General features: G+C 44.7%; 27 protein-coding genes and 2 tRNA genes. 13 read left to right on the top strand and 16 right to left on the bottom strand.

The window, feature by feature from the left end:
• Positions 1-11: 11 nt before the first annotated feature.
• From QXR92_04685 to QXR92_04670, 4 genes are all read right to left on the bottom strand, one after another.
• Positions 12-1,235 (bottom strand): thiamine-phosphate synthase family protein, encoded by a 1,224-nt coding sequence (locus QXR92_04685; GenBank protein ID MEM0319295.1) that lies wholly within the window; start codon positions 1,233-1,235, stop codon positions 12-14.
• Between the two features lie 108 nt (positions 1,236-1,343).
• Positions 1,344-1,545: transfer RNA gene (locus tag QXR92_04680), tRNA-Trp, on the bottom strand.
• Between the two features lie 87 nt (positions 1,546-1,632).
• Positions 1,633-2,370 carry a proliferating cell nuclear antigen (pcna) gene (gene pcn / locus QXR92_04675; GenBank protein ID MEM0319294.1) on the bottom strand — a complete coding sequence of 246 codons (738 nt, stop codon included), beginning with the start codon at positions 2,368-2,370 and terminating at the stop codon, positions 1,633-1,635.
• A 139-nt stretch (positions 2,371-2,509) separates the two neighbouring features.
• A tRNA-Lys gene (locus QXR92_04670) sits at positions 2,510-2,583 on the bottom strand.
• Between the two features lie 191 nt (positions 2,584-2,774).
• Here QXR92_04670 and QXR92_04665 point away from each other — a divergent pair.
• The 7 genes from QXR92_04665 (at position 2,775) to QXR92_04635 (ending at position 9,193) form a co-directional block, all read left to right on the top strand.
• Positions 2,775-3,656: a cyclase family protein gene (locus tag QXR92_04665; protein MEM0319293.1), complete on the top strand. Its 882-nt coding sequence runs from the start codon at positions 2,775-2,777 to the stop codon at positions 3,654-3,656.
• Between the two features lie 49 nt (positions 3,657-3,705).
• Positions 3,706-5,349 carry a hypothetical protein gene (locus tag QXR92_04660; GenBank protein MEM0319292.1) on the top strand — a complete coding sequence of 548 codons (1,644 nt, stop codon included), beginning with the start codon at positions 3,706-3,708 and terminating at the stop codon, positions 5,347-5,349.
• A gap of 5 nt (positions 5,350-5,354) precedes the next feature.
• Positions 5,355-5,525, top strand: coding sequence for a hypothetical protein (locus QXR92_04655; GenBank protein ID MEM0319291.1), 171 nt, complete (start codon positions 5,355-5,357; stop codon positions 5,523-5,525).
• A 37-nt stretch (positions 5,526-5,562) separates the two neighbouring features.
• Positions 5,563-6,828: a DUF1116 domain-containing protein gene (locus tag QXR92_04650; protein MEM0319290.1), complete on the top strand. Its 1,266-nt coding sequence runs from the start codon at positions 5,563-5,565 to the stop codon at positions 6,826-6,828.
• Positions 6,829-6,938: 110 nt separating this feature from the next.
• Positions 6,939-7,697, top strand: coding sequence for a DUF2877 domain-containing protein (locus QXR92_04645; protein MEM0319289.1), 759 nt, complete (start codon positions 6,939-6,941; stop codon positions 7,695-7,697).
• Positions 7,690-8,583: an XdhC family protein gene (locus QXR92_04640; protein ID MEM0319288.1), complete on the top strand. Its 894-nt coding sequence runs from the start codon at positions 7,690-7,692 to the stop codon at positions 8,581-8,583. The genes QXR92_04645 and QXR92_04640 overlap by 8 nt, the downstream gene beginning before the upstream one ends.
• Positions 8,570-9,193: a nucleotidyltransferase family protein gene (locus tag QXR92_04635; protein MEM0319287.1), complete on the top strand. Its 624-nt coding sequence runs from the start codon at positions 8,570-8,572 to the stop codon at positions 9,191-9,193. The genes QXR92_04640 and QXR92_04635 overlap by 14 nt, the downstream gene beginning before the upstream one ends.
• An 89-nt stretch (positions 9,194-9,282) precedes the next feature.
• Here QXR92_04635 and QXR92_04630 read toward each other — a convergent pair whose 3' ends face one another.
• From QXR92_04630 to QXR92_04615, 4 genes are all read right to left on the bottom strand, one after another.
• Entirely contained in the window at positions 9,283-10,017 is a 735-nt protein-coding gene (locus tag QXR92_04630; GenBank protein MEM0319286.1) for a hypothetical protein, read from the bottom strand.
• Positions 10,018-10,080: 63 nt separating this feature from the next.
• Complete coding sequence (iorB, locus tag QXR92_04625; protein ID MEM0319285.1) at positions 10,081-10,692, bottom strand: indolepyruvate ferredoxin oxidoreductase subunit beta; 612 nt, start codon at positions 10,690-10,692, stop codon at positions 10,081-10,083.
• The gene (gene iorA, locus QXR92_04620; GenBank protein ID MEM0319284.1) at positions 10,692-12,575 is read right to left on the bottom strand and encodes an indolepyruvate ferredoxin oxidoreductase subunit alpha; all 1,884 of its coding nucleotides are present in this window, start codon (positions 12,573-12,575) and stop codon (positions 10,692-10,694) included. The genes iorB and iorA overlap by 1 nt, the downstream gene beginning before the upstream one ends.
• A complete protein-coding gene (locus QXR92_04615) occupies positions 12,572-13,945 on the bottom strand; it encodes a CoA-binding protein (protein MEM0319283.1) in 1,374 nt (457 codons plus the stop codon). Before QXR92_04615 ends, iorA begins: the two co-directional genes overlap by 4 nt.
• Positions 13,946-14,013: 68 nt before the next feature.
• On the opposite strand from QXR92_04615, the gene QXR92_04610 reads away from it, so the two are divergent.
• The 4 genes from QXR92_04610 (at position 14,014) to QXR92_04595 (ending at position 17,091) form a co-directional block, all read left to right on the top strand.
• Positions 14,014-15,009 carry an RsmB/NOP family class I SAM-dependent RNA methyltransferase gene (locus QXR92_04610; GenBank protein MEM0319282.1) on the top strand — a complete coding sequence of 332 codons (996 nt, stop codon included), beginning with the start codon at positions 14,014-14,016 and terminating at the stop codon, positions 15,007-15,009.
• Positions 14,985-15,494 (top strand): hypothetical protein, encoded by a 510-nt coding sequence (locus QXR92_04605; GenBank protein MEM0319281.1) that lies wholly within the window; start codon positions 14,985-14,987, stop codon positions 15,492-15,494. The genes QXR92_04610 and QXR92_04605 overlap by 25 nt, the downstream gene beginning before the upstream one ends.
• Positions 15,495-15,576: 82 nt before the next feature.
• A complete protein-coding gene (locus QXR92_04600; protein MEM0319280.1) occupies positions 15,577-16,338 on the top strand; it encodes an FKBP-type peptidyl-prolyl cis-trans isomerase in 762 nt (253 codons plus the stop codon).
• 198 nt (positions 16,339-16,536) lie between these two features.
• The gene (locus tag QXR92_04595; GenBank protein ID MEM0319279.1) at positions 16,537-17,091 is read left to right on the top strand and encodes a rubrerythrin family protein; all 555 of its coding nucleotides are present in this window, start codon (positions 16,537-16,539) and stop codon (positions 17,089-17,091) included.
• 59 nt (positions 17,092-17,150) lie between these two features.
• Here QXR92_04595 and QXR92_04590 read toward each other — a convergent pair whose 3' ends face one another.
• Positions 17,151-18,215: an NAD(P)-dependent glycerol-1-phosphate dehydrogenase gene (locus QXR92_04590; GenBank protein ID MEM0319278.1), complete on the bottom strand. Its 1,065-nt coding sequence runs from the start codon at positions 18,213-18,215 to the stop codon at positions 17,151-17,153.
• A 106-nt stretch (positions 18,216-18,321) separates the two neighbouring features.
• Here QXR92_04590 and psmB point away from each other — a divergent pair, with 106 nt between their 5' ends.
• Positions 18,322-18,936: an archaeal proteasome endopeptidase complex subunit beta gene (gene psmB / locus QXR92_04585; GenBank protein MEM0319277.1), complete on the top strand. Its 615-nt coding sequence runs from the start codon at positions 18,322-18,324 to the stop codon at positions 18,934-18,936.
• A gap of 66 nt (positions 18,937-19,002) precedes the next feature.
• On the opposite strand, the gene QXR92_04580 is transcribed toward psmB, so the two are convergent.
• A complete protein-coding gene (locus QXR92_04580) occupies positions 19,003-20,181 on the bottom strand; it encodes a hypothetical protein (GenBank protein ID MEM0319276.1) in 1,179 nt (392 codons plus the stop codon).
• A gap of 257 nt (positions 20,182-20,438) precedes the next feature.
• Here QXR92_04580 and QXR92_04575 point away from each other — a divergent pair, with 257 nt between their 5' ends.
• Positions 20,439-21,860, top strand: a complete 1,422-nt coding sequence (locus QXR92_04575; GenBank protein ID MEM0319275.1) for a cytosine permease — start codon at positions 20,439-20,441, stop codon at positions 21,858-21,860.
• A gap of 61 nt (positions 21,861-21,921) precedes the next feature.
• Here the strand turns inward: QXR92_04575 and QXR92_04570 are convergent, their stop codons facing one another.
• From QXR92_04570 to QXR92_04545, 6 genes are read right to left on the bottom strand one after another with little or no spacing between them, the layout of a single operon-like run.
• Positions 21,922-22,380: a RecB-family nuclease gene (locus QXR92_04570; protein ID MEM0319274.1), complete on the bottom strand. Its 459-nt coding sequence runs from the start codon at positions 22,378-22,380 to the stop codon at positions 21,922-21,924.
• A complete protein-coding gene (locus QXR92_04565; protein MEM0319273.1) occupies positions 22,377-23,357 on the bottom strand; it encodes a DNA cytosine methyltransferase in 981 nt (326 codons plus the stop codon). Before QXR92_04565 ends, QXR92_04570 begins: the two co-directional genes overlap by 4 nt.
• On the bottom strand, positions 23,323-23,886 hold the full coding sequence (locus tag QXR92_04560; protein MEM0319272.1) for a hypothetical protein: 564 nt from the start codon (positions 23,884-23,886) through the stop codon (positions 23,323-23,325). Before QXR92_04560 ends, QXR92_04565 begins: the two co-directional genes overlap by 35 nt.
• Positions 23,870-24,442 carry a tRNA (cytidine(56)-2'-O)-methyltransferase gene (locus QXR92_04555; protein ID MEM0319271.1) on the bottom strand — a complete coding sequence of 191 codons (573 nt, stop codon included), beginning with the start codon at positions 24,440-24,442 and terminating at the stop codon, positions 23,870-23,872. Before QXR92_04555 ends, QXR92_04560 begins: the two co-directional genes overlap by 17 nt.
• The gene (locus QXR92_04550) at positions 24,403-25,509 is read right to left on the bottom strand and encodes a GTPase (GenBank protein ID MEM0319270.1); all 1,107 of its coding nucleotides are present in this window, start codon (positions 25,507-25,509) and stop codon (positions 24,403-24,405) included. Before QXR92_04550 ends, QXR92_04555 begins: the two co-directional genes overlap by 40 nt.
• Complete coding sequence (locus QXR92_04545) at positions 25,506-26,018, bottom strand: multiprotein bridging factor aMBF1 (GenBank protein ID MEM0319269.1); 513 nt, start codon at positions 26,016-26,018, stop codon at positions 25,506-25,508. The genes QXR92_04550 and QXR92_04545 overlap by 4 nt, the downstream gene beginning before the upstream one ends.
• Positions 26,019-26,034: the final 16 nt, after the last annotated feature.

Here is a 26,034-nt window from a genome sequence, read left to right as displayed (position 1 = left end):
TATATATAAAATCACTTGAGAGCTTCCTCTGCTGTTTTTATCAGCTTTTCAACTGCTTCCGGTGCTGTTCTCCCAAAAAAGCGAATCATTGCCTCTTTTCCTACATCTCCCACATCATAAATTGCATCTGGAGCCTCTCCCCCAAGCATTCTATAGGCCTCTGATATTACCCATCCCATGGTAGCTCCTTCCTTTTCCCTGATTTCTGGAGGCTCCTTTCTTCTGTCCACAAATACTATCTTCAGCCCAATTCTCCTTGATGCCTCCACCAGTTCTGGGCTGTATGCTATGTTTACGACTCCTCTGATGGAAGATGAGTGCCGGCAGCTCTCAATCAGCGCTCTAGCAAGATGACTCGAAGCACCTAGCTCCACACATCCAACCTGCCTTAGAGTATCTTTGACCCTGACAATTCTTCCTTCTACGGCAGCGACATCTTCCCTTCCAGTTATCAGCCAGCATGGGACGCTCTCTGCAACGTTAATACCAACCTCAGGAGAGATTTTGCTCAGAAGCTCGGACCTCTTTATTATCATATCTACTGCTGTTTTCACGGATCTAATTGCCCTCATCCTCTCCTTCTCTCTTATAAGGGGAAGGATTGGGTTCGAGTGGGATCCTGATAATTTGAGCAGGTCTTCCAGCTCGCTCTCTGCACGATCGACTGCACTCTCTGCGTCAAAACCAGAAGCGATAAGAGCTGTTATATGAGCTGAGAGAATCTCGGCCCTCCACCCAGGTTCTTCCCCTCTCTTTGTGAAGAGCTTAGTTCTTCCTTTCGAAAAGAAGATGTCTTCGTCTCTGTCCAAGAGTAGAACATGGGATGATCCTGAGGACGAGGAAACGCATTTTGCCTTCTCTGTAGAATCACCCATGCATCCTAAGCCAGTTGGGATGCTCTCGTCAGCCAAGATCACCGATGGTCTTATGCCAAGATCTGCTACAGAGAATATTGCATCTTTATCCCTCGCGTAATGTATGATAGGTGTGTCGAGCTCTGATATGAACCTCAAAGCTTCAGCTGGAAAGTCTCTGGCAAAAAGAGCTAGCTTAACTGCTTTTGTTTGCTTTAGGATAGCATTTTCCCTCCCCAATGTTTTGGAGAGCATGGGATCGATTATTATCGCTTCAATGTTGTGAATGGAGAAAACAAGTGAGTCTAGAAATGCTCCATCCTGAGATGCTCCGCTGAAGTAATTAAAAGTTGCTGCTTTTCCTATCCACGGCTCTACCATTTGGACAATCCCTCAATTGAGAATAATATCTATCTCTAAATTAATCTACTTTATTTGAGAGGGAAAAGTGGAGGACCGAGATGCCAGGAGCCCTTTTTCCCTTATATGTGGTGGGCCCGGGGGGATTTGAACCCCCGACCTTCGGGTCTCTCTCAAGCTATCCTATTCCAGTCACATTTCATCCCCAATGGGTCAACAGACCCGTCAAGTTATAGCATGACGGGCCAGGCCAGCGATAGCTGACTGGAGCTTCAGCCTCCGGACGGGAATGCCCGAAGACCGCTGCTCTGCCTGGCTGAGCTACGGGCCCTCTACTGAGCATCATTTATTTTTTAAATGAGAGCAATTTTATATTTTTCCTCATTTAAAAAAAGGGAAGAATAACTCCATCTGAAACTCAGACTTGAGTTGGGGCGAGGAAATAAACTATTTTCCCCTTCCCCATTACCTCGAACTCCATTTTCAATGGTGCCTGCGATGAAAACTCCAAGGAGAGGGAGTCGCTCACTTTAGTCAGAGAGAGAATGTTAGAAAGATAGAGAATATCATAGGAGCTCTTTGCTCTCTCTTTTACCGTTAGCTCAAGAACAGAGCTGGAGTCTTTGGTTATTTCAGTTCTGTATTTTCCTCTTTCCTCGCTGTAAATAAGCAGCTTTCCATCTTCAGTTGCCTCAAACACAGCACTGCTCCCAGCCAGCTCAGCATCCTTCAAAATAACCTTTAAGGGATCTGATAGCAACCTAACCTTCACAGTGAAGCTCAAGTTCAGCTCTGGGATTTCCTGTGATGCTACCTCTATGTTTCTCAGCCTGTATTCTCTTCTAGACGAGGATATCAGCCTCATGAGCACGTTTTCCTCGTCTGCCTCTATTTCTAGCCTGTCTCCTCTCCTCGCCCTCTTCATCACCTTCAGCACTGTGCTCAAGCTTAGCCCAACGCTCATTGGATTCTCTACCTGGTACTCTGAGAATGAATCCTGGGTGAATGATACGTCGATGAGGGCAACGTTGCTAGGATCCATGGCTTTTATCTTCATTCCTTCCTCTGAAAAGGATATTCTTACCTCCTCAAGTAGCTTTGATATTGCTTCGAATAGATTCTTGAAGACTGCAGCTTCAGGATATTCTACGAGCACTTTTGACAAATTGAATCACCATGTAGACAAGCACTCACTTCTTTATAACTTGACCATCCATTATTTTAGATTTGTGATCGATTTCTTTGTATTTTAAGGAGCAGAGAGCATCAAGCTCAAGCAAGTGAGATATGAGATGCGGGCCCGCCGGGATTTGAACCCGGGACCAACGGGTTAAAAGCCCGCTGCTCTACCTGGCTGAGCCACGGGCCCGCAATCATTTCAACAATAAAAAGATTCCGTAAGGGAATTTAAAACTTTGCAGGCAAGAGGCTAGGATTGGAGGTTAAAATGGAGCCAAATTTATGATGATGGATTTTCTGCCTGAATTCAGGTAATATTAGAGGAAAACTTTTATAATTGTTAAGTTTAGTTATTAATAATTGTAATAAAAAAGTGAAGTGATGGAATTGAGCATAAACTATTCTTCTAGGTTGGAAAAACCATACATAAAGGCATACATACCAAAACCAAAATACAAGTGGAGCAAGCTCATTAATTGGGACGAGGCAAGAATTTACGACTTGAGTCAGCCCCTCGGTATATATGCGCCGCCCTTTCCAACATATCCACCATTCAAGATGTACTGGATAAAGACTCTTCCTGAGAACAAAGTCCAAGCGCAGGCTATTGAAACTGCGTGGCACATCGGAACACACATGGATGGTCCAATTCATTTTGACCCTGGAGCCCCATCAATAGACATGATTCCTCTTGACCATTTTGTTGGAGAAGGAGTGATCGTTGATATAAGTGATGAAGTGGAGGATCTGAGTATATACACATCGGAAATGATTGAGAGGAAGCTGAAGGAGCACAACCTCGAATTGAAGCCAGGAGATATTTTGATTATTCACACGGGATATCACAAGTATCAATGGGATCAGCCAACCGCTGATACTGTGAGGTATCAGCTAATGCATCCCGGACCTACTGCTGAGTTTGCTGAGTGGTGTGTTAAGAAGCAGCTCAAGTGGACTGGTGTAGATGCCATAAGCCAGGACCACCCGCTCGATACAGTTATTAGGAGAGTTAGACCAGATATTGCAGATCTCTTCAAGGAGAAGTTTGGAAAGTCTGTTGACGAAGTGATGCCGTGGCCAAAGAACTACCAGGTGCTTCACACATACACTTTCCCAAGAGGAGTGCTGCATGCTGAGAACCTCGGAGGGGAGATATCAAAAGTTCTAAACAAGCGCTGCCTCATATCTGGAGCACCAATTAAGGTGGAAGGAGCAGAATCGGCCTTCGCAAGAATATTCGCGATATGTAATGGTCCTGAGTAATTTTTTTAAAAATTTTTTCCTCTTTTTCGCTATTCATAGGTGAGAAATAGTGTCGCAGGATAGAGTAAGTGGGGTTATAGTTGAAAAGAACCTTATGAGAGATAGTCTTCAGCTCATGAAAATAAGCGAGGAGCTGAAAAAGCTCAGCGGGGTTCTCGAAGCTATCGTGGCAATGGGAACTGAAACCAACAAGGAAATAGCCAAGCAGCTCGGACTTCTCCTTCCTGAAGTTGAAAAGGCCGGTGATTCTGATCTCTTTATTGCTATTGCTGCGAAGGACAATGCTTCGCTGGATAATGCATTAGCAAAAGCAAGGGAGCTTCTGAGCGCCCCGGTATCTGGTGGAGAAATGGAGTACCTCGACCTGGAATCAGCAATTAGCGCATTGCCTGACGCTAACTTGGCTATAGTCTCGGTTCCAGGGGAATATGCTAGGGACGTTACTATGAAGCTTCTCGAAAGAGGAATCCATGTCCATTTGTTCAGCGACCATGTTCCTGAGGAGCATGAAGTTGAGCTGAAAAAATACGCTTATGAGAGAGGTCTTCTCGTTCTTGGACCTGGAGCAGGAACATCAATAATCAATGGAAAAGCCATAGCATTCGCAAACGCCGTGAGGAGAGGACCAATTGGAATAATAGCAGCAGCAGGAACAGGTCTTCAGGAAGTGAGTTCACTAATTCATAACATGGGTCTTGGAATCTCTCATGGGCTAGGAGTTGGGGGAGGAGATGTTAAGAACTATGTGGGGGGGCTAATGACTAAGCTTTCTCTCCTCTATCTGGAGAGGGATCCTTCCACAAAGATAATCACAATAGTATCAAAGCCGCCGCAGCAGGAAACGCTGGACTCTATACTTAATTTTGCAGCCGAGAACACAAAAAAGCCCATCGTTCTTGGCTTCATGGGAAAGGTTGATATGAGGATACCTGAAGGAATGGGAGAAAGGGTAAGTGTCGCTAGAACTCTGCACGCAACGGCACTTGAAGCTGTTAGATTGGTTTCACAATCAACATATGAACAGATATGGGAAAAATACACAATACCTTTTGGGAAATTGAGAGATTCTCTTAAGCCGCATTATGAAAAGCTGAAAAGCTCGCAGAAGTACATTAGGGCACTATATACAGGAGGCACGCTTACCAGCGAGGCTCTAATGATATTCGATCTCCTTGGAATAGAGATATACAGCAATGCCCCACTAAAGGGACAGAGAAAGCTCGAAGATCCTTTCAAGAGCGTTGGCAATACGGTAGTGGATCTAGGAGAGGAAGAATTTACTGCTGGCAGAGCGCATCCAATGATAGATCCAACCATCAGAAGGATAAGACTTATAGATGAAGCTAAGGATCCCGAAGTTGCTGTTATACTAATGGACTTCGTGCTCGGATATGGAAGTCACCCAGATCCTGCAGGAGCTCATCTGGATGCTATAAGGGAAGCAAAGAGAATAGCTGAGAGAGATGGTAGGCATCTCATTATCATAGGCTATGTGTTGGGAGTTAAGGAAGACCCCCAGGGATTTGAGGAGCAGGTGAGAAAGCTGGAGTCGGAGGGTGTGCTTGTCTATCCAACAAACGCGATATCGGCCTTGGCGGCAGCAACTGCTGCCCTGAGAGGAAATTTGGATAGCAAGAAGCTCGATGTTCTCTATGAAGAATATCTCAAGGCATATATGAAGCAGGGAAGGTGATATGCATGTCTCAAGCAAGAAAACTATTCGATGAAGATTTGAAAGTAATAAATGTAGGGCTAAGAATATTCTATGAGGATCTCAAGAGGCAGGGCGTGAAGGCTGTCCAGGTGAACTACCAGCCTCCGCCAAAGCTCGAAAAAGAGCTGGCGGAGAAGCTCTCAGATCTACTCTAGTTTTTTAAAAGTTCATAATTTGAGGGGCGTGAGAAAAATGTCTCTTAAGGAAAAAATTGAGGAGGCAAACAAAAAGGCAGTAGAAAGAATGATGGAAGCAGAGCCATATTTAGTGGATACAAAATTAGCAAAGGATGCTATCCCTGGTCTGAAAGAGGATATGCTAATCCATGCAGGTCCCCCAATAACCTGGGAAAGAGCTTCTGGTCCGATGAAGGGGGCAATAATTGGTGCTTTGATATATGAGGGGAAGGCATCAAGTGAGGAGGAAGCAATAAAGCTTGTAGAGAGAGGAGAAGTAATACTTAGACCAAATCATGAGTTCAATGCTGTTGGTCCGATGGCTGGTGTTATTTCCTTCAACATGCCAGTCTATATTATTGAAGATAAAAAATTCGGCAACAGAGCATTTAGCAATTATAATGAGGGTATAGGAAAAGTACTCAGGTATGGAGCTTATGACAGCGAGGTCATATCTAGGCTGAATTGGATGAGGAATGAACTTTATCCTGCACTGAAGGCAGCACTGGATGAGGCCAGAAAGGATAAGGGTGGCATAAACTTCAAGTCGATAATCCAGCAGGCTCTCCATATGGGAGACGAGTGCCACAATAGATATGTTGCTGCAACTAGCAAGTTCATGAACGAAATAGCAACATATCTCGTGAGGGCAGATGTGCCCAAGGATGTGTTCTCAAGAGTATGGGAGTTCATGAAGAATAACAATTTCTTCACATTGAATATAGGAATGGCTTCAGCGAAAGCAATGACGTTGGCTGCTCACAACATAGAATATAGCACTATAGTCACTGTCCTAACCAGAAATGGTACAGATGCAGGAATATGGGTTAGCGGACTGGGAAATAGATGGTTCACAGCACCAGCTCCTGTTCCGAAGGGAGTGTTCTTCCCTGGATTTACACAGGATGATGCCAATCCAGATCTAGGAGATAGCGCGATAACCGAGACGGCTGGATTTGGTGGATTTGCGATGGCAGCAGCTCCTGCAGTGGTAAGCTGGGTTGGCGGCTCGGTGGAGTTCGCTGTTGAGAACACGAAGAACATGTATAATATAACTTATAGCAAGCACAAATACTTCACAATACCCTACTTGGGGTTCCAGGGAACGCCAACTGGAATAGATATCAGATACGTGCTGAAGACAGGAATAACTCCAACAATCAATACAGGGATAGCTCACAAGAAGGCTGGTATAGGGCAAGTTGGAGCAGGGATAGTCAAGTTTCCGTTTGAGCTATTCAAGGACGCATTCAAGGCATATGTTGAGAAGTACGGAGCGTAAAAAGGGTAATGTACTGGAGAGAGATCAAAGCAACGAGCTATGGTTCCCATATATTTTTTTTCCAAACCTCCCTTTTCAAAATTGAACATGTTTTTAGAACAACTGTTTACTTGAGAAACATAAAAGACGATGGCCTTGTTTTAATCTCTGCCCACAGATGGAGATCTCCGTTTACCATAAATGTCCCCTTATCTCCTCTCGATACGTTTTTCCTGCCTGGCGAAATTCTCGAGGTTACCTCTGAGGCCATAAGAGGCAATAGCACTAAGATACTTCTAACGGAAGCTGAGCTGTATAGACAGAAAGAACCAGAGATTGAGGAGTGCAGAGGAATTGAGGAGGAGGATTTCAAATTTCTCAAAGGAGCATTTGTAGTTCTCTCAACTGCGTGGAACAATTTCTTCGGCTCCGAGACAATGAGAAGGATATGCAAGAACAGGGACTTTTTAACTTCGGGGAGTGCTCTGAAAGAGATAATTGGAGCCGGAGGTGGATTCACTCCTTCTGGCGACGACTTTCTCGCTGGAATGCTCTCTCTTTTCAGCATTGCAAGAAAGTGCGCTTCATTTGATGAGAGTTATTTCCCAAAGATAGATAAAGAGCTTTTGAGAAGAACCTCGTGGGCCAGTTCTCAATATATCAAATATGCCTCAATGGGTTTATTGGATGAGCTAGTCCTAGATAGTGCCGTATCCCTGCTGCGGGGAGATGAGCAGGATGCATATGATCTTTTTCTGCAGTTACTAAGAAGGGGGCACGATAGTGGTTTATATATATGGCTAGGACTTATAACTGCCTACAGCATATATAAATATCGAAGAGTCTTGTTCTTGGAGCATGTGTGCAAGGTGATGCCGGTTGATGGGTGAGTATCCAAGTGACCCTGTATTCTTTAGATGGGTGCTAGAGAGGCTCGAGCAAGGAAAGCTTGTTGCCATGATAGAGATAACAAAGAAAGCAGGGTCGGCACCTCGGGGACCGGGGACAAAGATGTTCATTGACGAGGATGGGAACGTCATTGGAACCATAGGAGGAGGGGACTTCGAGAGAAAGGTAATAGAGGAAGCCAAGAGGGTGCTAGAGACCAGAAAGCCCGGAGAGAGAAGGGTGGCTCTTTTCAGAGAAAGTCTTTATGAGGAGGTCATAGCAACTGAACAGCTATGCGGTGGTGTTGTTAATGTGTTCATTGATGTTTTGAAGCCCGTGCAGAGGCTGGTTATTATAGGTGCAGGCCATGTGGCTAGGCCTCTGGCTAAGCTGGGAAAAATGCTCAACTACAGGGTAATTGTCGTTGACAACTTTCCACAATATGCCAATAAGGAAAAAATACCAGATGCGGATGAAATCTATGCGTCCTCGAATATTTTAACCGAGCTCGACAGGATAAAGATAAACAAGAATGATTTTGTAGTTATTGTTCACGGTGATGGGAACCTAGAAGCAGAAGTGCTCAAGAAAATCTTCAAGGAAGGCATAATACCCAGATATCTGGGACTCCTCGCTGGAAGGGGGAAGCTCGGTTATATATTGAAGTCTCTTATCAGCAGTGGAATAGATCCGGGAATAATCAAGGAAAAGCTCGTCTCGCCAATTGGTCTAGCCGTTGGAAGCGAGACGCCTGAGGAAATAGCGATAGCTGTTATGGCCGAAATTATGAAGATCGATAGGGGTGCTCAAGGGGTTCAGGAGAATGCTGTTCCCTCATTGATTGAGCAGATCATGAAGGGGGGAGAGGAGAAAAGTGGGAGAAAGTAGCATTGCAGCAATTATACTAGCAGGAGGTCTCTCAACGAGGTTTCCAGGAAACAAGTTGCTATATGAAGTAAATAGAAGACCCATCATACTGCATACGGTTGAAAAATTCATAGCTTCTGGATTGGAGAAAATAATCGTGGTCCTCGGAAGAGACCATGAAAGGGTCTTCAGTGCTATAGTAAATGGAGTTCATCAAGATGATCTCTCTCGTGTATACTTTGCATTTAACTCAAGCTATGCTAGCGGAGGTATGAGCAGCTCAATAAAGGTCGGCATGAGAATTGTCAATCAAGGAGAGAGCGTTTTAATACACCCAGGTGACGTTCCTTTCATACGTCCTGCATCAATCAAAAAGACGATACAGTCTCACCTACTAAGCAGCATGCCAATTACTGTAGCATGTTTTAATGGAAGACATGCTCATCCTATTATATTCAAGCCTGAGCTTCAGAACGAGATAAAAGGAATAAGCGAAGCTGGAAGAGGGCTGAAGAGCGTTGTGGAAAAATACAGAGATAGGATCTTATGTGTGGAAACGGGAGATCCTGGAACGTTGAGAGATATAGATACACCTGAAGACCTCGAAAATGCGCTGAAAGAGCTCTTTTAGGTTGTTGTTTCTTTTAGCATATCATCTGTTCTGGCTTAGGAAATGCCCGGCTGAAAATTTAAAAAAACTTATGCTTTGTAGTCTTAAGCTCAGATCTCTATTTCTATCTTTTGCGGTGGCCTTAGCTCATAGCTCTTCTTCAGCAGATCCTCTGGAACTGGCCTTGTTCCGAAGAATGGCTTCAGCTCCTCTCTCTTCTTGTGGAAGTTGAACCAATCGTCAGCTGTCATGTAGAAGACGGGAGATCCTCCTAGCTCGTGCTGTACCTCTGGATAGGGCTTCATGTAATGCCTGAAGTACATTCCGAGTCTGAATCCGAACGGACTTTCAAAAGTTGCCCACCACTCCTTTGCTCCAAGGACCTCAAATGCATATTCCGCCTTAGCAGCATATCCTGCTGTGCCAATGCCACCCAGCCTCTTGAACGTGATGCTGTGGAGGCTTATTGCTATGTCCTTGTTCCACATCCTCGCGTTCCAGACTCCTATCAGCTCTCCATCATGAACTCCAATCAGGACATATTCATCTTTATATCTTGACTGCACCCATGCGAGAACTTCACCGTAGACCCTAGTAGCAACCAGATGATAGAGATCCTTATCGTATTGAGGATCCATCAGCTTCTTTAGTGTGTTGAGAATTATTGGGGCTTCTTCCTTCTTGGCAAGCCTGAAAACTATCTTGTCTCCCTGCTTTGTTGTATATAACTTTGGCACATATTCCTTGCCAGCAACAAGGTCCTCAGAAGAATGGAGGTATGCTTCTATTAGTTCTACCTTGAAGGGTATTTCATTGACTGATATCGGAACGGGTGGTTTGACCATTATAGATCACACTCAAGTTATCTGGAAAGAGGAAGTTAATAAATTTTTTAAAGCTAATAAAATTCAAAAAACTTTTTCCAGCAGCTTCCTTCCCTCCTGCATCCCAAGCTCCAAAGCTCTTATATTTAGATCTACAAATCGCCTTGAGATAGTTCTCTCCAATGCTGAGATTGCTGATTTCGTTGAAATAGGTATGCCTGGAGCAGAGAGGGCAGCACCAAGCATAACTGAGTTCTGCGCAATTGCGTTTCCGGCCTTCTCGGCAATCTCTCTGGCATCGAGCTCAAGGACTTTTAAGCCAAACTTCTCTGAGGATATTGCCCTAATCTGCTCGAGAGAAGGATATTTGAAGAGCTCCATGGAGACTTGGGGAGGCTCGATGGGTCTTCTATTCAAAATGAGGATTGCTCCTTTTTTCATGTATTGCAAATGCCTCAGTGCCTCTGCTGGCTCAAGGGATAGCAGCATGTCTCCCTTCCCAAGCGGGATTAAGCCGCTGTAAATACTATTGCCCATTCTGACATGAGCAAACAGGCTTCCAAATCTCTGGCTGAGACCGTGAATCTCTCCAACTCTTACTTTTAGGCCTTCCAGCAGAGCAGCTTCTCCTATGATCCTTGCAATCGTTAGAACTCCCTGTCCTCCTATTCCCGCGATCACTATATTGTATTCCATTACTTCATCACCTCTATAGCATTGTAAGGACAAACCTGGGCACAGCCCCCACAGCCCCAGCAAAGTTCGGGATCTATATAGGCTTTTCTCTTATCTCTGTTCCACTTGATGGCTGGACAGCCATAGGCATTTATGCATACTTTGCATCCCGTGCAGAGATCTTCGTTAACTCTGTAGACATTCCAGCTTTCTCCCCTCCTCCTCTTGTCGGAGATGACCTTCAATGCGCAATCTCTCCTAGCTACTATTACCCTTACTCCTCTAACATCCATTGCCTTCCTTACAGCTGCCTCAACTGACTTAATGTCATAAGGATCGACAACTTCAACGTAGTCAGCTCCCATTGCTCTAGCTATATCCTCAATGGATAGTCTCCTCTTTGTCCCCTCTGTGCTTCCTGGATTTGGCTGGTGTCCAGTCATAGCTGTCGTGCCATTGTCCAGAACAACCAATATGAAATCCGAGCCATTTGCTATTGCGTTTGCCAGAGCAGGGATCCCTGTATGAAAGAACGTTGAGTCTCCTATAGTTGCAACTACTGCTTTTCCCTTCTCTTCCTTGGAAGATCTCGAGATCCCATGGGCAATTGATATTGAGGCCCCCATATCAACGGTTGTGTCAACGGTCTTTAGAGGAGGGAAAAAGGCAAGCGTGTAGCATCCAATGTCGCTTGGAAAAATCGAGCGAGGAGACGCCGCTTTCCTTATAGCATAGAAGGTATTTCTATGAGGGCATGCTGGACATAGTGTTGGTGGAACTGGAGGAGCTAATGAGGAGGCTTCCTTCCCTTTGCTTTCCAGCTCCTCAAAGTCTATTGGGAGATCCTTTTTCATGAAAGATGCGATTGCTTTAGCTACTTTTTCTGGAGAGAGCTCAAAGTCTCTTGGTACAAAGTCCTTTCCATGAATCTCCACTCTCATTCCTTCCTCAAACGCAAGCAGTTTTGCCTGTTCCTCTATAACAGGTTCAAGCTCCTCTACTATCAAGATCCTGTCAACATTAGAGAAAATTTCCTTGAGCGGATTTCTGGGCAATGGATAGGGCATGAGGACCTTTGCGATTCTTACTTTGCTTAATCCCATCCATTCCAATGCTTCCTTTACATACCCATATGCTGTTCCACTAGCTATAATGCCTACCTTGGCCTCCTCATCTCCCTCAAGTTCTATGAAGCTCGCACCTTCCTCCTTTTCTAGTCTTTTAACAACAGAAGCGTGTTCTACCTTCAGCCTTCTGGAGTTCTGGGGAAGGCTAACAAATCTAGAAGGATCCTTTTTGAACTCTCCTACTCTTCTTTTTCCCTCAATAATTTTCTGGGGAAGGAAACCGGTCCTCACGTCCCCTCTTGTGTGGGAGAGCCTAGTTGTAGTTCTCAATATGATGAGTGTTCCATATTTTTCGCTGAGCTCAAAAGCCCTCTTAGTGAGATCGAGAGCTTCCTGAGGAGAAGAAGGCTCTATTAGGGGAACATTTGCAAATTTGGCAAAGAGCCTGGTATCCTGTTCATTCTGGCTGCTCCACATATTTGGATCATCAGCCACGACTGAGACGAACCCTCCTCTTGTGCCCATGGCAGCAGAGCTCATGAGAGAATCTGCTGCTACGTTTAATCCAACGTGCTTCATGCTGGTCATAGCCCTCAGACCGCTCCACGATGCTCCCAGACAGGACTCAAAGGCGATCTTCTCGTTCACGGAGACTTCTGCATAGATTCCAACAGAATCTGCCAAGCTCAACATCGCATCTAAGATTTCACTGCTGGGAGTACCTGGATAGGCAGCGAAGAAGTCAAGGCCTGCCTCCAGAGCTCCCCTGACTATGGCCTCGTTTCCCAATAAGAGGAGCTTCTGAGGATTAGGATCTATGAGGATTCTTTCACTCAAGCTCCTTCGCCTCTCTTCATTCGGGAGAATTCATGAAGGGCCCAGACTGCTGCTGCTGCATCCTCCGGCCTCTCATAGACTGGTATCCCCTCTGCTTCAAGAATCTCCTTGGATGGAGAACTTATGTCTCCTGCCATGAACAATGCGATGACTGGCTTCTTTTTTCCCCACTTTCTGACGGAATCGATGACCCCCTTTGCGTGCTCATCCCTGCTAATTCCGCCGAACGTAGGAACAACTGAAATAGCTACAATGATGTCGACAGAATCTTCCTGGAACATTAAATCCATTGCTCTTCTGTAGTCCTCCCCTCTGGCACTAGCTATCATATCTACTGGATTTCTGAACGAAGCAAAAGGTGGGAGAAATGTCTTCAGCTCTCTTACAGTCCCCTCAGAGAGCCTGGGAACTTGGAGACCTCTCTCCTCGAGCTCATCGGAGACAAGAACGCCCCCTCCCCCGGCATTAGTAATTATTCCAACTCTCTTTCCTTTGGGCAATGGCTGCGAGAAGGCTCTTGCCATTGAGAAGGCTTCATCGATTGTCTTCGCGACTATTGCACCGGAGTGACGAAGGGCTGCTCTGTATATTTCCCAGGAGCCCGCTATGCTTCCTGTATGCGAGGATACAGCTTCTGAGGATGAGGCCCCTTTTCCTCCCTTAATCACGATGACTGGTTTTTTCTCTGTAGCCTTCCTTATCGATTCAATCAGCCTTCTCCCATCTCTCACTCCCTCGAGATATAGAACAATAGCATTGCTTTCGCTGTCTTCAGAAAAGTCAATAAGGAGATCTGAAAACTCGATATCTGCCATGTTTCCAAGGCTGACAAACCTTGAAATCCCAACTTTCTCCTTCACGAATTTGTAGATAATACCTGCTCCAAGAGCTCCGCTCTGTGATATGAAATCTGTTTTTCCCTGTCTTGCCGACATTATGAATGTTGCGTTGAGCCCGACAGAGGTGTTCATGATTCCAACACAGTTAGGTCCAATAATTCTAATTCCCCACTTTCTCGCTTCATTAACTATTTCCCTCTCCTCCTTTTTCCAGGCTTCCTCGCCTGTCTCTCCGAAGCCAGCAGTTATAACTATGGCCCCCTTAACTCCCTTTATTCCGCTCTCCCTAACCACATCCCTAACATGCTGTCTTGGAACAGCAATTACTACTAGGTCAATTTCATCATCAATTTCTCCTACACTTCTGTACGCCTTTCTTCCTAGGACCTCTGCCTCTTTCAAATTCACAGGGTATACCTTTCCTCCATAAGAAATGAGATTCTTGAATATATCGTGACCTAGCTTGCTCGGATCTCCTGAAGCTCCAACAACAGCTATGCTCCTCGGCCGGAAGAAGAAATCCAGGCCCAAGATATCCACCCTCAACAACGATATTAGCTCGACCATTTAATTATGTTTAGTATGGTGTTTCGAGCTTCATGGAATATGACAGAATATTCGATGTTAAAATAGGGGCTGAAGCTATTAAGCTCTCGAGGAAATTCGGCGTTCTTCCCTATATGGCCCAGAGATATATTCTTTTATTCGGAGCTGAGGGAGCAGAGTCATTTCTGGAAGCAGCAATAAAGGGCATTCCCAGGAGCATTCGTTGCAATACGCTCACCATGAGGGACTGTGGCGAGCTAGTGAGAAGAATGGAGGAAAGAGGGTTCTCTCTAAGGAGATCGAGAATTGTCCCATATGGTTATTATGTTGAACATGAGCCCTTCTCCCTTGGTTCTTCTCCAGAGCACCTACAGGGGCATTTCTTCATACAGGGAGTAGGAAGCATGGCTTCGGTTGTTGCCCTTTCCCCAAAGCCAGGTGAATCCGTTGCCGATTTGGCTTCCGCTCCGGGAGGTAAAACTACACATATGGCACAGCTGATGAGAAATGAAGGCAGAATAATGAGCGTTGATGTAGATGCGAAAAGGATATCCAAGCTCATCTCAAACATAGAGAGAATGCATGTGAGGAATACTGTAGTTGTTCTTGGAGATATTCTTAAAATTAAGTTTGGAGAGGGAAGCTTTGACAGAGTAATGTTGGATGCTCCATGCACTGGAGAGGGGCTCATAGTATACAAGAAGGAAAGGCTTCTTACGAGAACCATGGAAGACCTGAGGAGGATGAGCAGCTATCAGGTTGAGCTCCTTTTGAAAGCATATAAGCTTCTCAGACCAGGAGGGATAATGGCATATGTTACATGTAGCATAGCTCCTGAAGAGAACGAGCTGGTTCTCTCTAGGGCTCTGGAAAGAGAGGAAAAAATTGAGATTCTTGAGACGAGATTGGAAGGAGCAAGCAATATTCCTGGAGTTGAGGAATTCAACGGTGTTCCTCTGAGAAGTGAAGTGAGGTTGTGCTTGAGGCTGTATCCTCACACCGATGGAACCGAGGGGTTCTTCATATGCCTGCTAAGGAGGAAAGAATGAAGCTAGATAGCTGTGCAGAGGAGAGGGAAAAGCTCTTTGCTTTCTTAAGAGAGCTGGGGATCCGCTCATTCGAATGCAGGAATCTTGTTTGCCTCAGCAGCTCAGATAGGACAAGGATTTTCTGTGCAGAGGATCCCGTGTTTGAGCTCGCTCTTAGCTTGTATAAAGTAGGAGAAAATATATATCATGTGGGAATGCTCCTTGGACATATAAGAAATAATGTCTTTATTCCATCTCTTGAGCTTGGCTGGAAACTTGCTGAGATAGGGGCCATCCCCCACAATTCAATTGTTGTCTTGAGCAGTGAATTGGAGAGGGAGTTCACGTTCGGAAGAACGATAAGGCTTGATGGAAAAACTAGGTTTTCCCCGGAAATAGTGGCAGTTTTCAATGAGAGGAATGAATTTCTCGGATGGGCAAGGTTCTCTGGAAGCTCCCTGACCCCTATTATTGATGTTGGCTCTTACATTAGATTCAGAGACTGAGCTACATAACAAATCTTAATAACCTTCCTTTTCCAAAAGCTCTTTCTTAGTTAAAAGCGATAAGAAAGAGGTGCCAGCATATATGACCTTCAATGAGAAAGACTTCATAATTGTGGACTACACTGCAACTGTCAAGGAAACAGGAAGCGTTGTTGATACAACAGATGGAGAGACTGCAAAACAGAACAACATATTTGATGAGGAGAAGATATACGAGCCTATTCTAGTTGTGATAGGAGAAGGAAGAGTTGTGAAAGGGCTAGAGGATGCTCTGAAGGAAATGGGAGAAGGGGAAGAGAAGGTCGTTGAGATTCCTCCTGAAAAAGCCTATGGAGAGAGGGATCCATCAAAGCTCAGAAGGATCCCTATCAGAGAGTTCAGAAAGGGTGACATCGAACCGATACCGGGCAGAATAGTTGAGATAAACGGCGTTCCGGCAGTGATAAGGGACGTAAGTGGAGGAAGAGTTCTGGTTGATTTCAATCACCCGCTTGCCGGAAAGGTTCTAGTATACAAGGTAAAGGTAGTCAAGCAGCTCAGGACGGATGATGAGAAGATCAGAGCTCTTTTGAAGAGGAGATTCAGAGCTAGGGAGCCGGAAAAGTATGGTATAAGGATATCCAAGGAGGAAGGGTTGGTTGAAATAAGGATACCGGAGCAGGATATGCTGAACCAGGAGATTCAGCTAGCAAAGAGAGCTCTAGCAAGAGAGATATTCAACTATATAGATGGAATAAGTAAAGTTGTGTATGTAGAGGAAATAGCAAAGCAGAAGGAGGAGAAATCTGCACAGCCTGAGGAGAAAAAAACTGAAGTTGAAGCAGAAAATAAACAGCCAGCCTAACCTGCAAAAATGGAAAAAAAGTAGAGAAGAATTATTTTTAACAAATTAGCTTTCAATCAGTTTCATGTTAATTAAAAGAGAATTCTCAAAGGAGGATCCTTGATTATTTTGTAGGCCATATTCTTCTCCTTCGAACCAGCACGCATTTCTATAAAAATTTATAAAAAAGTTCTTCCAATTTTCTAAAGGTGATCCTGTTTGGTCAAGGATATGACAAAGGAAGCTCTTCTGTCAGCGTTCAGCGGAGAATCAATGGCACACATGAGATATCTGATTTTCGCTGATGTGGCTGAAAAGGAGGGCTACAAGAATGTTGCGAGACTGTTTAGAGCTATCGCATATGCTGAACAAGTTCATGCTTCAAATCACTATAGAGCTCTCAGAGAGTACAACGAGGACGCCAAAGGATGTGGAGGTGTTCCAATTGGACCTGGAAATACAAGCAAGAATTTGGAGCTAGCCATAAGAGGGGAGGAGTTCGAGGTCAGAGAGATGTATCCTGTTTATATTGAAATTGCTAAGTTCCAAAAAGAGAATGAAGCTGTTCGGAGCTTCAATTACGCATATCAGGCTGAGCAGATACACGCAAAGCTCTACAGAGAGGCAAAGGAAAGTGTAGATTCTGGAAAAGATATGGAACTGAAGGGTAAAGTCTGGATATGTCCAGTGTGTGGATATACTCATGTGGGAGATGAGCCTCCAGAGAAGTGCCCAGTATGCGGCGCTGAGAAGGATGCTTTCAAGTCCTTCTAGCCTTTTTTATGTCCATCTCAACTTTTTCAAGGTGTTTTTCACTAGAATAATACCGTGTGCTAAGATATAACTCCCGTTTCAGCTGCTAGTCTCTCCGCAGCTTCCCAGCTTAGACCTCTATCTCCAAGAATAGTGTATCTCTCTGGCCTGATCTTGTGAGCGATAGTGAGGGCCTCAATTATTTTGTCCTCTGGAATCCCGAGCTCCTTCGCGTTTGTTGGTGCTCCAATCATCTTCAAAACTCTTCTGATTTTTTTCCAGTTCATCCTATGCAGCTTTGCCATCATTATTGTCCCAACTCCTGTCTGTTCGCCGTGAAGGGCGGGCCTTGGTGCAATCTTGTCGAGCGCGTGACTGAAGAGATGCTCGCTCCCGCTAGCAGGCCTTGTGGATCCCGCTATGCCCATTGCAACACTGCTGTTAATCAAAGCTTCCAGCACTATCCTTGTTCCTTCTGTTGAACTCTTCGCAATGATTCTCCGATTCCTCATTATATGCTTTGCTGAAAGGAGCGCAAGGCCAGCAGCAAAGGAGCCATAATATTCGTTTCTCAGCAAATGAGCTAGCCTCCAGTCGGAGACTGCTGTTAGCTTTGCTATTGCATCTCCTGCCCCTGCTATAAGAAGTCTCCGCGGAGATGATGATATTATGTCGAGATCTGCTAGGACTAGGGTTGGCTGCTGTGCCTTAACTGAGGTGCTCCATCCTCCACCTTTCAGGCTGGCGAATGGGCTCGCTATGCCGTCGTGGCTAGCAGCTGTTGGAATGCTAACGAAGCCTCTTTTATTCTCATTCGAAGCAAATTTCGCAAGATCTATGCTCTTTCCTCCTCCAAATCCTATGAGGATATCTGCATTAATTCTGGCCGCTTCATCTGCTATTCTTTTCGCTTCATCTATATGAGGATTCTCTGATATGTGCACTTCGTAATTTATTTCCCCTGATTCCAGACCACGAGAGAGCCTGTCTCCATATGCCCTCCAAACATTAGGTCCAGTGACTACTAGGGCCTTGAATACGCGACCTCTCAACCTCTCTGGAAGGAAATCCCGCAGGTTCTCAATGAGCTGCTTTCCTATTACAACTCTCTCCATGAGATCTATAACATGTTTTGTTGAGCTCATGAAAAATCCTCTCAGAATCAATGCTCTAATGATATTAATCCGTTAATTATATTTATCTGGAAGCACTCTGAGATAATGAGGCTTTCAAAAGCGGTGTGGTATAATGATGCCTGAAAAATTGGAGGAAAGAGGTCTCCATGGGACTACAACTGTAGGTCTGCTGGCAAAGGATGCAGTAATACTTGCGGCAGACAGAAGAGCGACTGCTGGGACTTTCATTGCTCATAAGAGAACAAAGAAGATACTGAGGGTGGGAGATAGAATGGCTCTAACCACGGCGGGCCTCGTTGCTGATGCTCAAGTTCTTGCAGATTGGCTCAACGCGCAGATAAGATATCTTTCAATTACTAGAAGGCAGGCCGTAACTGTCAGAGAAGCAGCGCATCTTCTCTCCCTCATTCTCTATAGGTACAAGTATTTTCCTTTCTACGTACAACTCATTCTGGGGGGATATGATAGCTCTCCAAAGCTATTCTCTCTAGATTTGTTTGGAAGCGTGCTCGAGGAGAAGTATGCTGCAACTGGCAGCGGATCTCCCATAGCAATAGGGGTGCTGGAAGAGGGTTATAAGGATGAGATGGAGCCAGAAGAAGCTAGAAAATTAGCTGTCAGGGCTGTTCAGATGGCCCTCAGAAGGGATTCAGCTACTGGAGACGGAGTTGACAGCGTAATTATAGGAAAAGATGGAATAAAAGAATTCTCGGATCCTGTCCTCCCGTAGGGATTTCCACGATCAATTTTCTAATTTAGTTAACTGATCAAGAAAATACACCAGATTATTATGTTCTCACAGAAGCTGCATTACAGCTACGATGGTGAAGATGAGGGGAACTATGATGACTGCTGCAGGGATTCCTATTGCTAGTGCTACACCTGCTAGCAGGGACCCTGTTAAAGTGCCAAGCTCTCTAGATATGAAATAGGAATGGGCTCCGTATCCGCTGTTTATTTCAGAGTAGAGATTGAAGAGAGAGGCATCCATAGCCAGACCAAGAAGATACATGCCTATTAGATAGAAAATGAGAGTCTCCTCTCTATACATGAGTGGCATAGCAAAAGAGAGCCACAGGCCTCTAAGAGCAACTATGGCTATGGCAATTTTTCTCTCTCCACGGAGAGCTCTGCTGATGAGCGCTGCTGAGAGCCCAACCGCAATCCCAGTTATTCCTTGAGCCATCCAGTAGTTCGAAAGAGATATTGATGATTTTATCAGCAATGGCATTGCAGTGAAGACGAAGTCTCCTGTGGCGATTGCAAGCAGGACCGAAACAAGCACTCTTCCTCTGCTGAGAGAGCTGGAGGACCCTGAAATACCGAGCATCCCAACAATCCCATTTCTGATAGATGATGCTCCTTCCAATGCAGATGCCAGAATACCTCTGCTGCTAGCAAATCCAACGAGCTCATTAACTTCCTTGCCTATCATATGCAGCTTTCTCTCCAGACCTAAGCCAACCGAGGGGAGGAGGAGGACATTCAGCATTCCTACAGCAGAAGAGAAGACGAGTATGTGCTGTAGGGTTATACTTAGTATCCCAGAGGAAATTAAAATTAGAGTAAATCCCCTTAGGAGATTCTGCAGAATCCTCTGCAGTGTTGAATATCTCCACCAGCTTGAGCTATCAAATAGCTCGTATACGCTTGTGCTCATGGAGAGGTTTGCGCTTGAGACAGCTACAGCGTGGAACATATAAGCAAGTGTAACTGATCCTAGAGTATTTCTGGAGAAGAGCAGAAGAGCTATGGTTATTGAGAGAAATCCGGAGACCATCAGCTCTTTGTTCTTTCCTCTATCTCCGAGAGCTGATAGAGCCTTGTTTGTAAATATGTAGACAATGCTCCACATTGCTGCTACAATGCTGTAGTATATTGGCGAAACCTTGAACGTATAGCCTATGTAAGTGAAGATTGCCATGTCCAGGAGGGAGAGCATTGCCATGAATGTGACTCCGAAGTAAAACCACAAACCCTCAAACACCAGAAATAGTTCTGTTGTTTAATTGAGATTTTAAGAGATAGAACCAACATTTTTCTGCTTCATTATCTCTATCATCTTTATCTATAAAAATTATCTATAAAAAAAGATAGCAAGTGCATAAAAGATAAAATTGTCAATGAGCAATTGCTGTTTGACTATTTTCAATATTTTTTTAACACAATATTTAAATATTAATGGTAGATCTATCATTATTAGAATTCACAAACTGTGGTGGTAATCTGAGTATGAGTGGGAATGTTGAACCAAAGGGATATAAGGAGAACCCAGTACTTTTGCCAATGCCGTCTGATAAAAGGCTGTATGGCGTCAGATCATTCTCATGGATGATGTTCGGTCTGAACGTCTGTATACCTATGTTCTTCCTTGGAGTAATAGGTCTGAACCTCGGTTTAACGCCAGTGCAGGTAGCTGTAGGAGCTGCTGTTGGTAACTTTGCTGCAGTTGTAGTTCTCTGGCTTAACGGAATCGTGGGAGTGAAGTACGGAATACCATATCCAGTGCAGCTAAGGCCATCATGGGGATTCAGAGGAGCTGAGATCGCAGTGGTTCTGAGAGGAATTGTCGGCTTCGGATGGTATGGGATTGAAGCCTATAACGGAAGCCTTGCGATAATAATGATATTGCTCTATGCATTAGGATATGGAGGGAGAAATCCTGAGCTCATATCGGCAGCATCATTCAGATATGTTGGAATAATCGTACTTCCCTACGTTGCCCTAGCTACCTTCGTTATGTGGAAAGGACTGAGAGCAATAGCTAGATTCGTGGACGTTGCTGGACCTCTCATCGTCCTTTATTTCATATGGCTTCTTTACTACCTGAGCGGTAGGACTCCGGTAGAACAGGTGCCGGCAGGAGTTTCATATTTCTCAATGCCGTTCGCAATATACTTAGCTGTTCAAACAAATTGGTGGGCAACAGTAGCTCTCAATATAAGCGATTTGTCAAGAGGTCTATATGCTGACAAAAGAGGAGTCAACGCTCTAATAATAGGACCTTTATTGGGAATAGTTGTTGGGCAGATTGTGGGATCTCTCCTTGGATATTACCTCTCAGTATATACAGGCAGGGTAACTCCACAAGAGATCATTCTGTATGGTTCACCAGGTGCTTTGGCGATGCTCCTAGGGGAGATCTTCGCATTTGCGGCACCGTTCAGCACAGACATAACAGCCAACATACCCGCAGCAATAAACATACTGACTTCAACGCTGAGGCTTCCTATAAAGTGGGCTGCTATAGGCTCTGGAATCATAGGATTCTTCCTAGCGCCATGGTGGGCAGTTGATAGCGGACCAGGAATAGTGAACTATGTCACTGCCTTCTCATCTAACTACGGCATAATACTGGGACCAATCGGAGGAATAATGATAGCTGATTACTACTTGTTGAAGAAGAGAAGCTATGACCTGCAGAAGCTATATACAAAGGGACCTGAGGGATACTGGTACCACGGAGGATATTCATATGCTGCAATAGTCTCATACGTTCTAACGATACTGATAACCTATCTATTCAGCTGGGCAATTGGACAAATATCCTGGACAGGACCAATACCGTGGCCGACGAATCTGAGCTGGTACATAGGAGTAGTGCTGAACTTCATTCTGTATATACCGCTAGCAAAAGCGTTCAAGGAAGCATAAGCTGAGAAACACTAGTATTAAAAATATTTTAGCTATTTTTTTAAGAATTATTTCTCTTTCTTCAACAGAGAATCATGTGAAGCGTCAGACTGAGAGCCGATTCTGGTGGAATTTCCTTTGGGGCTGCTAAGGATCTGAACGCGAGTGCTTCTTCGAGAATTTCCTGGGCTGTGAATCCTGCATCGTTTCCCGAAAAGATAATCAATACTTTGTCTTTTGCAAAATCGATACCAAGCTCCTCTTTCCTTGAGATAGGTTTTCCCTTAGATGCTGAGTACTGCATTATTTTATAATCCTTGAAAATATCCCTATAATCTTCTATGTCCTGCAGAACAAGAAACCTTACTCCTCTCTTGAAAAGTGTCTTGCTGGCCTCAGGAAGTCCGTATTGAGCTGCTGCTCCCGTTATCCTTGAAAAAATAACAAGCTCAACTTCTAAATTGAAGGAGAGAAGAGTTCTTACGAAGTCCGTTAATCTTGTTGTGCTGCTCACATCGTGAAGAGCAACTGCTATTCTCAAAGCCCATCCTCCTTCCTAAGATAGTTCAGAACTTCATTAGCTATAGCGGATGATAAAGTTACTGGAACGCTCTCTCCTACCATGTTATATTGTTCATCTCTTCCTCCTATGAAAACATGATTGTCAGGGTAACCCATTAGCCTTGCCTGCTCCCTTACAGTGAGGAACCTATCTTCGTAGGGATGAATGAATCTGCTGCTTCCCAGAACTGTTGGAGCTATATCATCTGGATCTAATCTGATGAGATTGGGCAGGGGTTTTCCTCCAAAACCTTCGTAGTATATCATGGCCTTCCCCCGCTGAAGTCTTCCGATCTTTTTCTGCTTTCTTGGACTAATTGATGGGGGCTCATGATTTGGGGGAAAGCTGGGGTTGGGAGGGGGAAGGTCGCCTATTGCTTCCCAGACAGTTACCCTCTTGTTGCATCTCTCGGGAGAAATTGGGATGTTTGAGAGAAAGAGCCTAGTTCTCCTGCTCGGAGTGCAGTAGTCTTCCGCTCTTAGAACGTTGAAATAGATTCTGCTGTATCCAGCTCTTCTTGCTTCTCTTGCCAGAGAGTCCTTTAGTCCGTTTTCCATTATGGCTGGAACGTTTTCCATCACCCAGACTTTTGGCTTAACTTCGCTCAATATCCTGAAGAAATTCAGCGTTAGGATGCCCTGCGGATCGGAGTAGAGCCTATCAAGAGGATCTCTTTTTCTCTGTTTGTTTGCAGCAGTGAATGGCTCGCAGGGAGGGCTTCCTATCAGCACATCCACATCTCCAACGAGGCTCTTTATTGTTTCGCCAGTTATTTCCTTGATATCCTCGGCAAGGACCACAGCTTTGGGAAAATTTGCCTTATAGGTTTTGGCAGCAGACTTCAGGTTATCAATGCCAAATAGGATGCTGAACCCTTTTTCCTTGAACCCTCTCGCGAAGCCCCCTCCACCACAGAAAAGGTCAGCTACTTTGAAGCCTTCTCGATTCCTCTGCAAGCTCCTTTTCAATCCTCCTCACATAGTCCTCCAATATTGATATCTGCTTAGATCTATCAACGTAGTCCAAGGGAGTGTGGCAGATTGGACAGGAAAAATCATTGGAAAGAGCTTCCTCGAATCTATATTCTCTTCCGCACTTTCTGCATAGATAGACTATTCTGTTCGTTGATTCATATGCTAGTCTCTGCTTCAGCTTCTGGAGAACCTCCTTTTTTCTATACAACAGAGAGATTGCCAGCCCCTCCCAATTTATCTTCCAGTAGTATGTGTTCCAGTTCGTGCTTTCCTCCTTAACTGTTCTATATACTAATACATTGAGGTCGTGGAGTTTATACAGAATTTTCCTGACAATGTTTTTGCTTGCTCCCAATATTTCAGCTATTTCGTCCTCTGTTAGCTCCTTTCCTTCGTCTCTCAGCATGCGGAAAAGGGTTAGAGATCCCTTGGGAGCTAGCTTGTAAATATATTCTTCGAGGGAATCTTGGGGATCCTCCTCCTTTATTAGCTTCTCAAACTTGGAGCTCATTCTCGCTTTCCTCCACGAGCCTAACCTTCTTTCCTGTCCTTGTGGGCTCTATTACGGCCTTTGCCCCTTCATATTCAATATATAGCTCCTCCCCATTATATAATCTATCTAAGAAAATCGCCAGCGCTGCTACTTCACTATGTGGTTGATTGCCCACAGAGACGTTGAGGTCTGCTACTTCATAGACTTCCCTGGGAACTTTTTCTGCTCCAACAACTATCAAAATGGGCTTTCTGTAGCTCTGAGCTTCCTCGATGGCTCTATTTAGAAGTTCTCCATACATCGTAAGGTGCACTACCTTTCCTCCAACCGATTTCCAATTAGCTATATACTCCATGTAATCCAGACCACATGAAGCGTGCTTTATCCCTCTCCCCCATCTATCTTCGACGGAGAAGAGGCTCCTCATAACGCTAAGATCGCATACATCGGAAAGAAAAAAGTATGAGGCGCCGAAAGCTCTGGCAACAAGCGCCACGTGTGTTGTAACTCTCTTGTCTCTCTCCGGTCTATGCCCTATCCTAAGTACTCCTGTTTCTGGTTCAAGGCGCGCCAAATTGACCCCTCCAGCTTATCTACACCTTCTCCTCTGAGGGCGCTAATGGGGAATATCCCAAGCTTATTTGGAAAAAGATCCCTCTCCAGTCTTTCCATCTCTCTCATCTTCTTCTCTTTTTCAAGGCCTTTAGCGACATCGATTTTGTTGGCAGCAATTGATATTGGTTTGTATATAGAATCTAGGTTTGAAAGTATGCTCGCTGCCTGGATCATCTGCTCTCTTATAACTTCCTCCTCTTCGCTTATGTCTATCACAAATATCATTCCTCCAGCCTCACCTATCTCCTCAAGTGTCCCATAGAATGCTTCAACAATCTCTGGAGGCACATTTAGAACAAAGCCAACAGTATCCACTAAAGCTATGGGAAGAGATCTGTGCCTGGAAACCTTTGGGGAAATTGTTGTGAAGGGAATCGGACCAACTGTTCTATTGCTTCCTGTCATGAAATTGAATAGAGAAGTCTTTCCTGCATTAGCATAGCCAACTATGGCAATTGATGGAAGGCCTATTTCCTTTCTTCTTTCCCTCAAGAAAGCCCTTCTCTTCCTTATCTTATCAAGTTCCTCCCTCGACTTCGCTATCTCCTTTCTAATTTGCCTATAGTGTCTGTCTATAGCATATGTTCCGCCTGACATAAAGCCAGGAAGCTCCCCTCTTTTACTCCTGTTGATCAATTCTCTGAGCAGGGGTAGCTCATGCTTATGCTTCGCTACCTCTATTTGAAGCTTCGCCTCTCTGGACCCAGCATTTCTCTCGAAGACCTCAAGAAGAAGCATAGTTCTGTCGATGACCTCAGCACCTGTTTTTTTCATTATTGCAATTTTTTGGCTGGGAAATAGCTCTGGCTCGAGAAGCACAATATCTGAGTTGCTCTCAATCAGCTTTTTCTTGAGCTCATTTAACTTGAAGTCGCTTATTCTCGTTCTTGAGCTCCCATTTCTTATAGAAACACTTTCCACTATAGCTATCCCAACCACTGAAGCTAGAGCTGACAGCTCTTTCAGTATATACTGAGGAGCTCTTCTATCGTAGAGGAGGACCGAGTTTCTGGTCGCTCCAATCACCCCTTCTTACGAATATTCACAATGTCTCCCAAGGTTACCTCAGTTTCATCTTCTATCTCGGCAGACATCTTGCTGCTGCCTTCATCGACTACCGGCTCTAAAAGCTTAATTCCCAGAGCCTTCTCCAGCCTTCTTGCTAAATCTATGGATGGCCTCAACCTACCTTGCTCTACTCTCTTGAGAACTGTTTCCTTCTCCATCACTTTTTGGGAGAGAACAAGCAGAGAGAGACCCATTCTTTCTCTTGCCTCCTTTATCCTTGTAGAATAGTCATCGACCACCTCAAGCTCTATCTCCTTCTTTGCCTTTTGTTTGACATTTCTTGAGCTGGTTTCCTTCAAAGCATGCTGAGCCCTATTCTCAACAGGCATTGCCTTCTCCTTAGCTTTAGCGCTCTGCTTTCTGTAGCACTTCTCACATACTGTGAGGCTAACTCCCTCTACACTCACTTTATATGACTTCCCAACTATGGGAGAGCCGCAAAGCTCGCAATAAAGCACTTCTGGCATACTAATAAAGCACCCT

The sequence above is a fragment of the Fervidicoccaceae archaeon genome, from assembly GCA_038734945.1.
In the GTDB taxonomy this organism is placed as follows: Archaea; Thermoproteota; Thermoprotei_A; order Sulfolobales; family Fervidicoccaceae; genus ARK-14.
The sequence above is the reverse complement of the archived record's forward strand: the minus strand, read 5'-3'. Positions and strand labels throughout refer to the sequence as shown.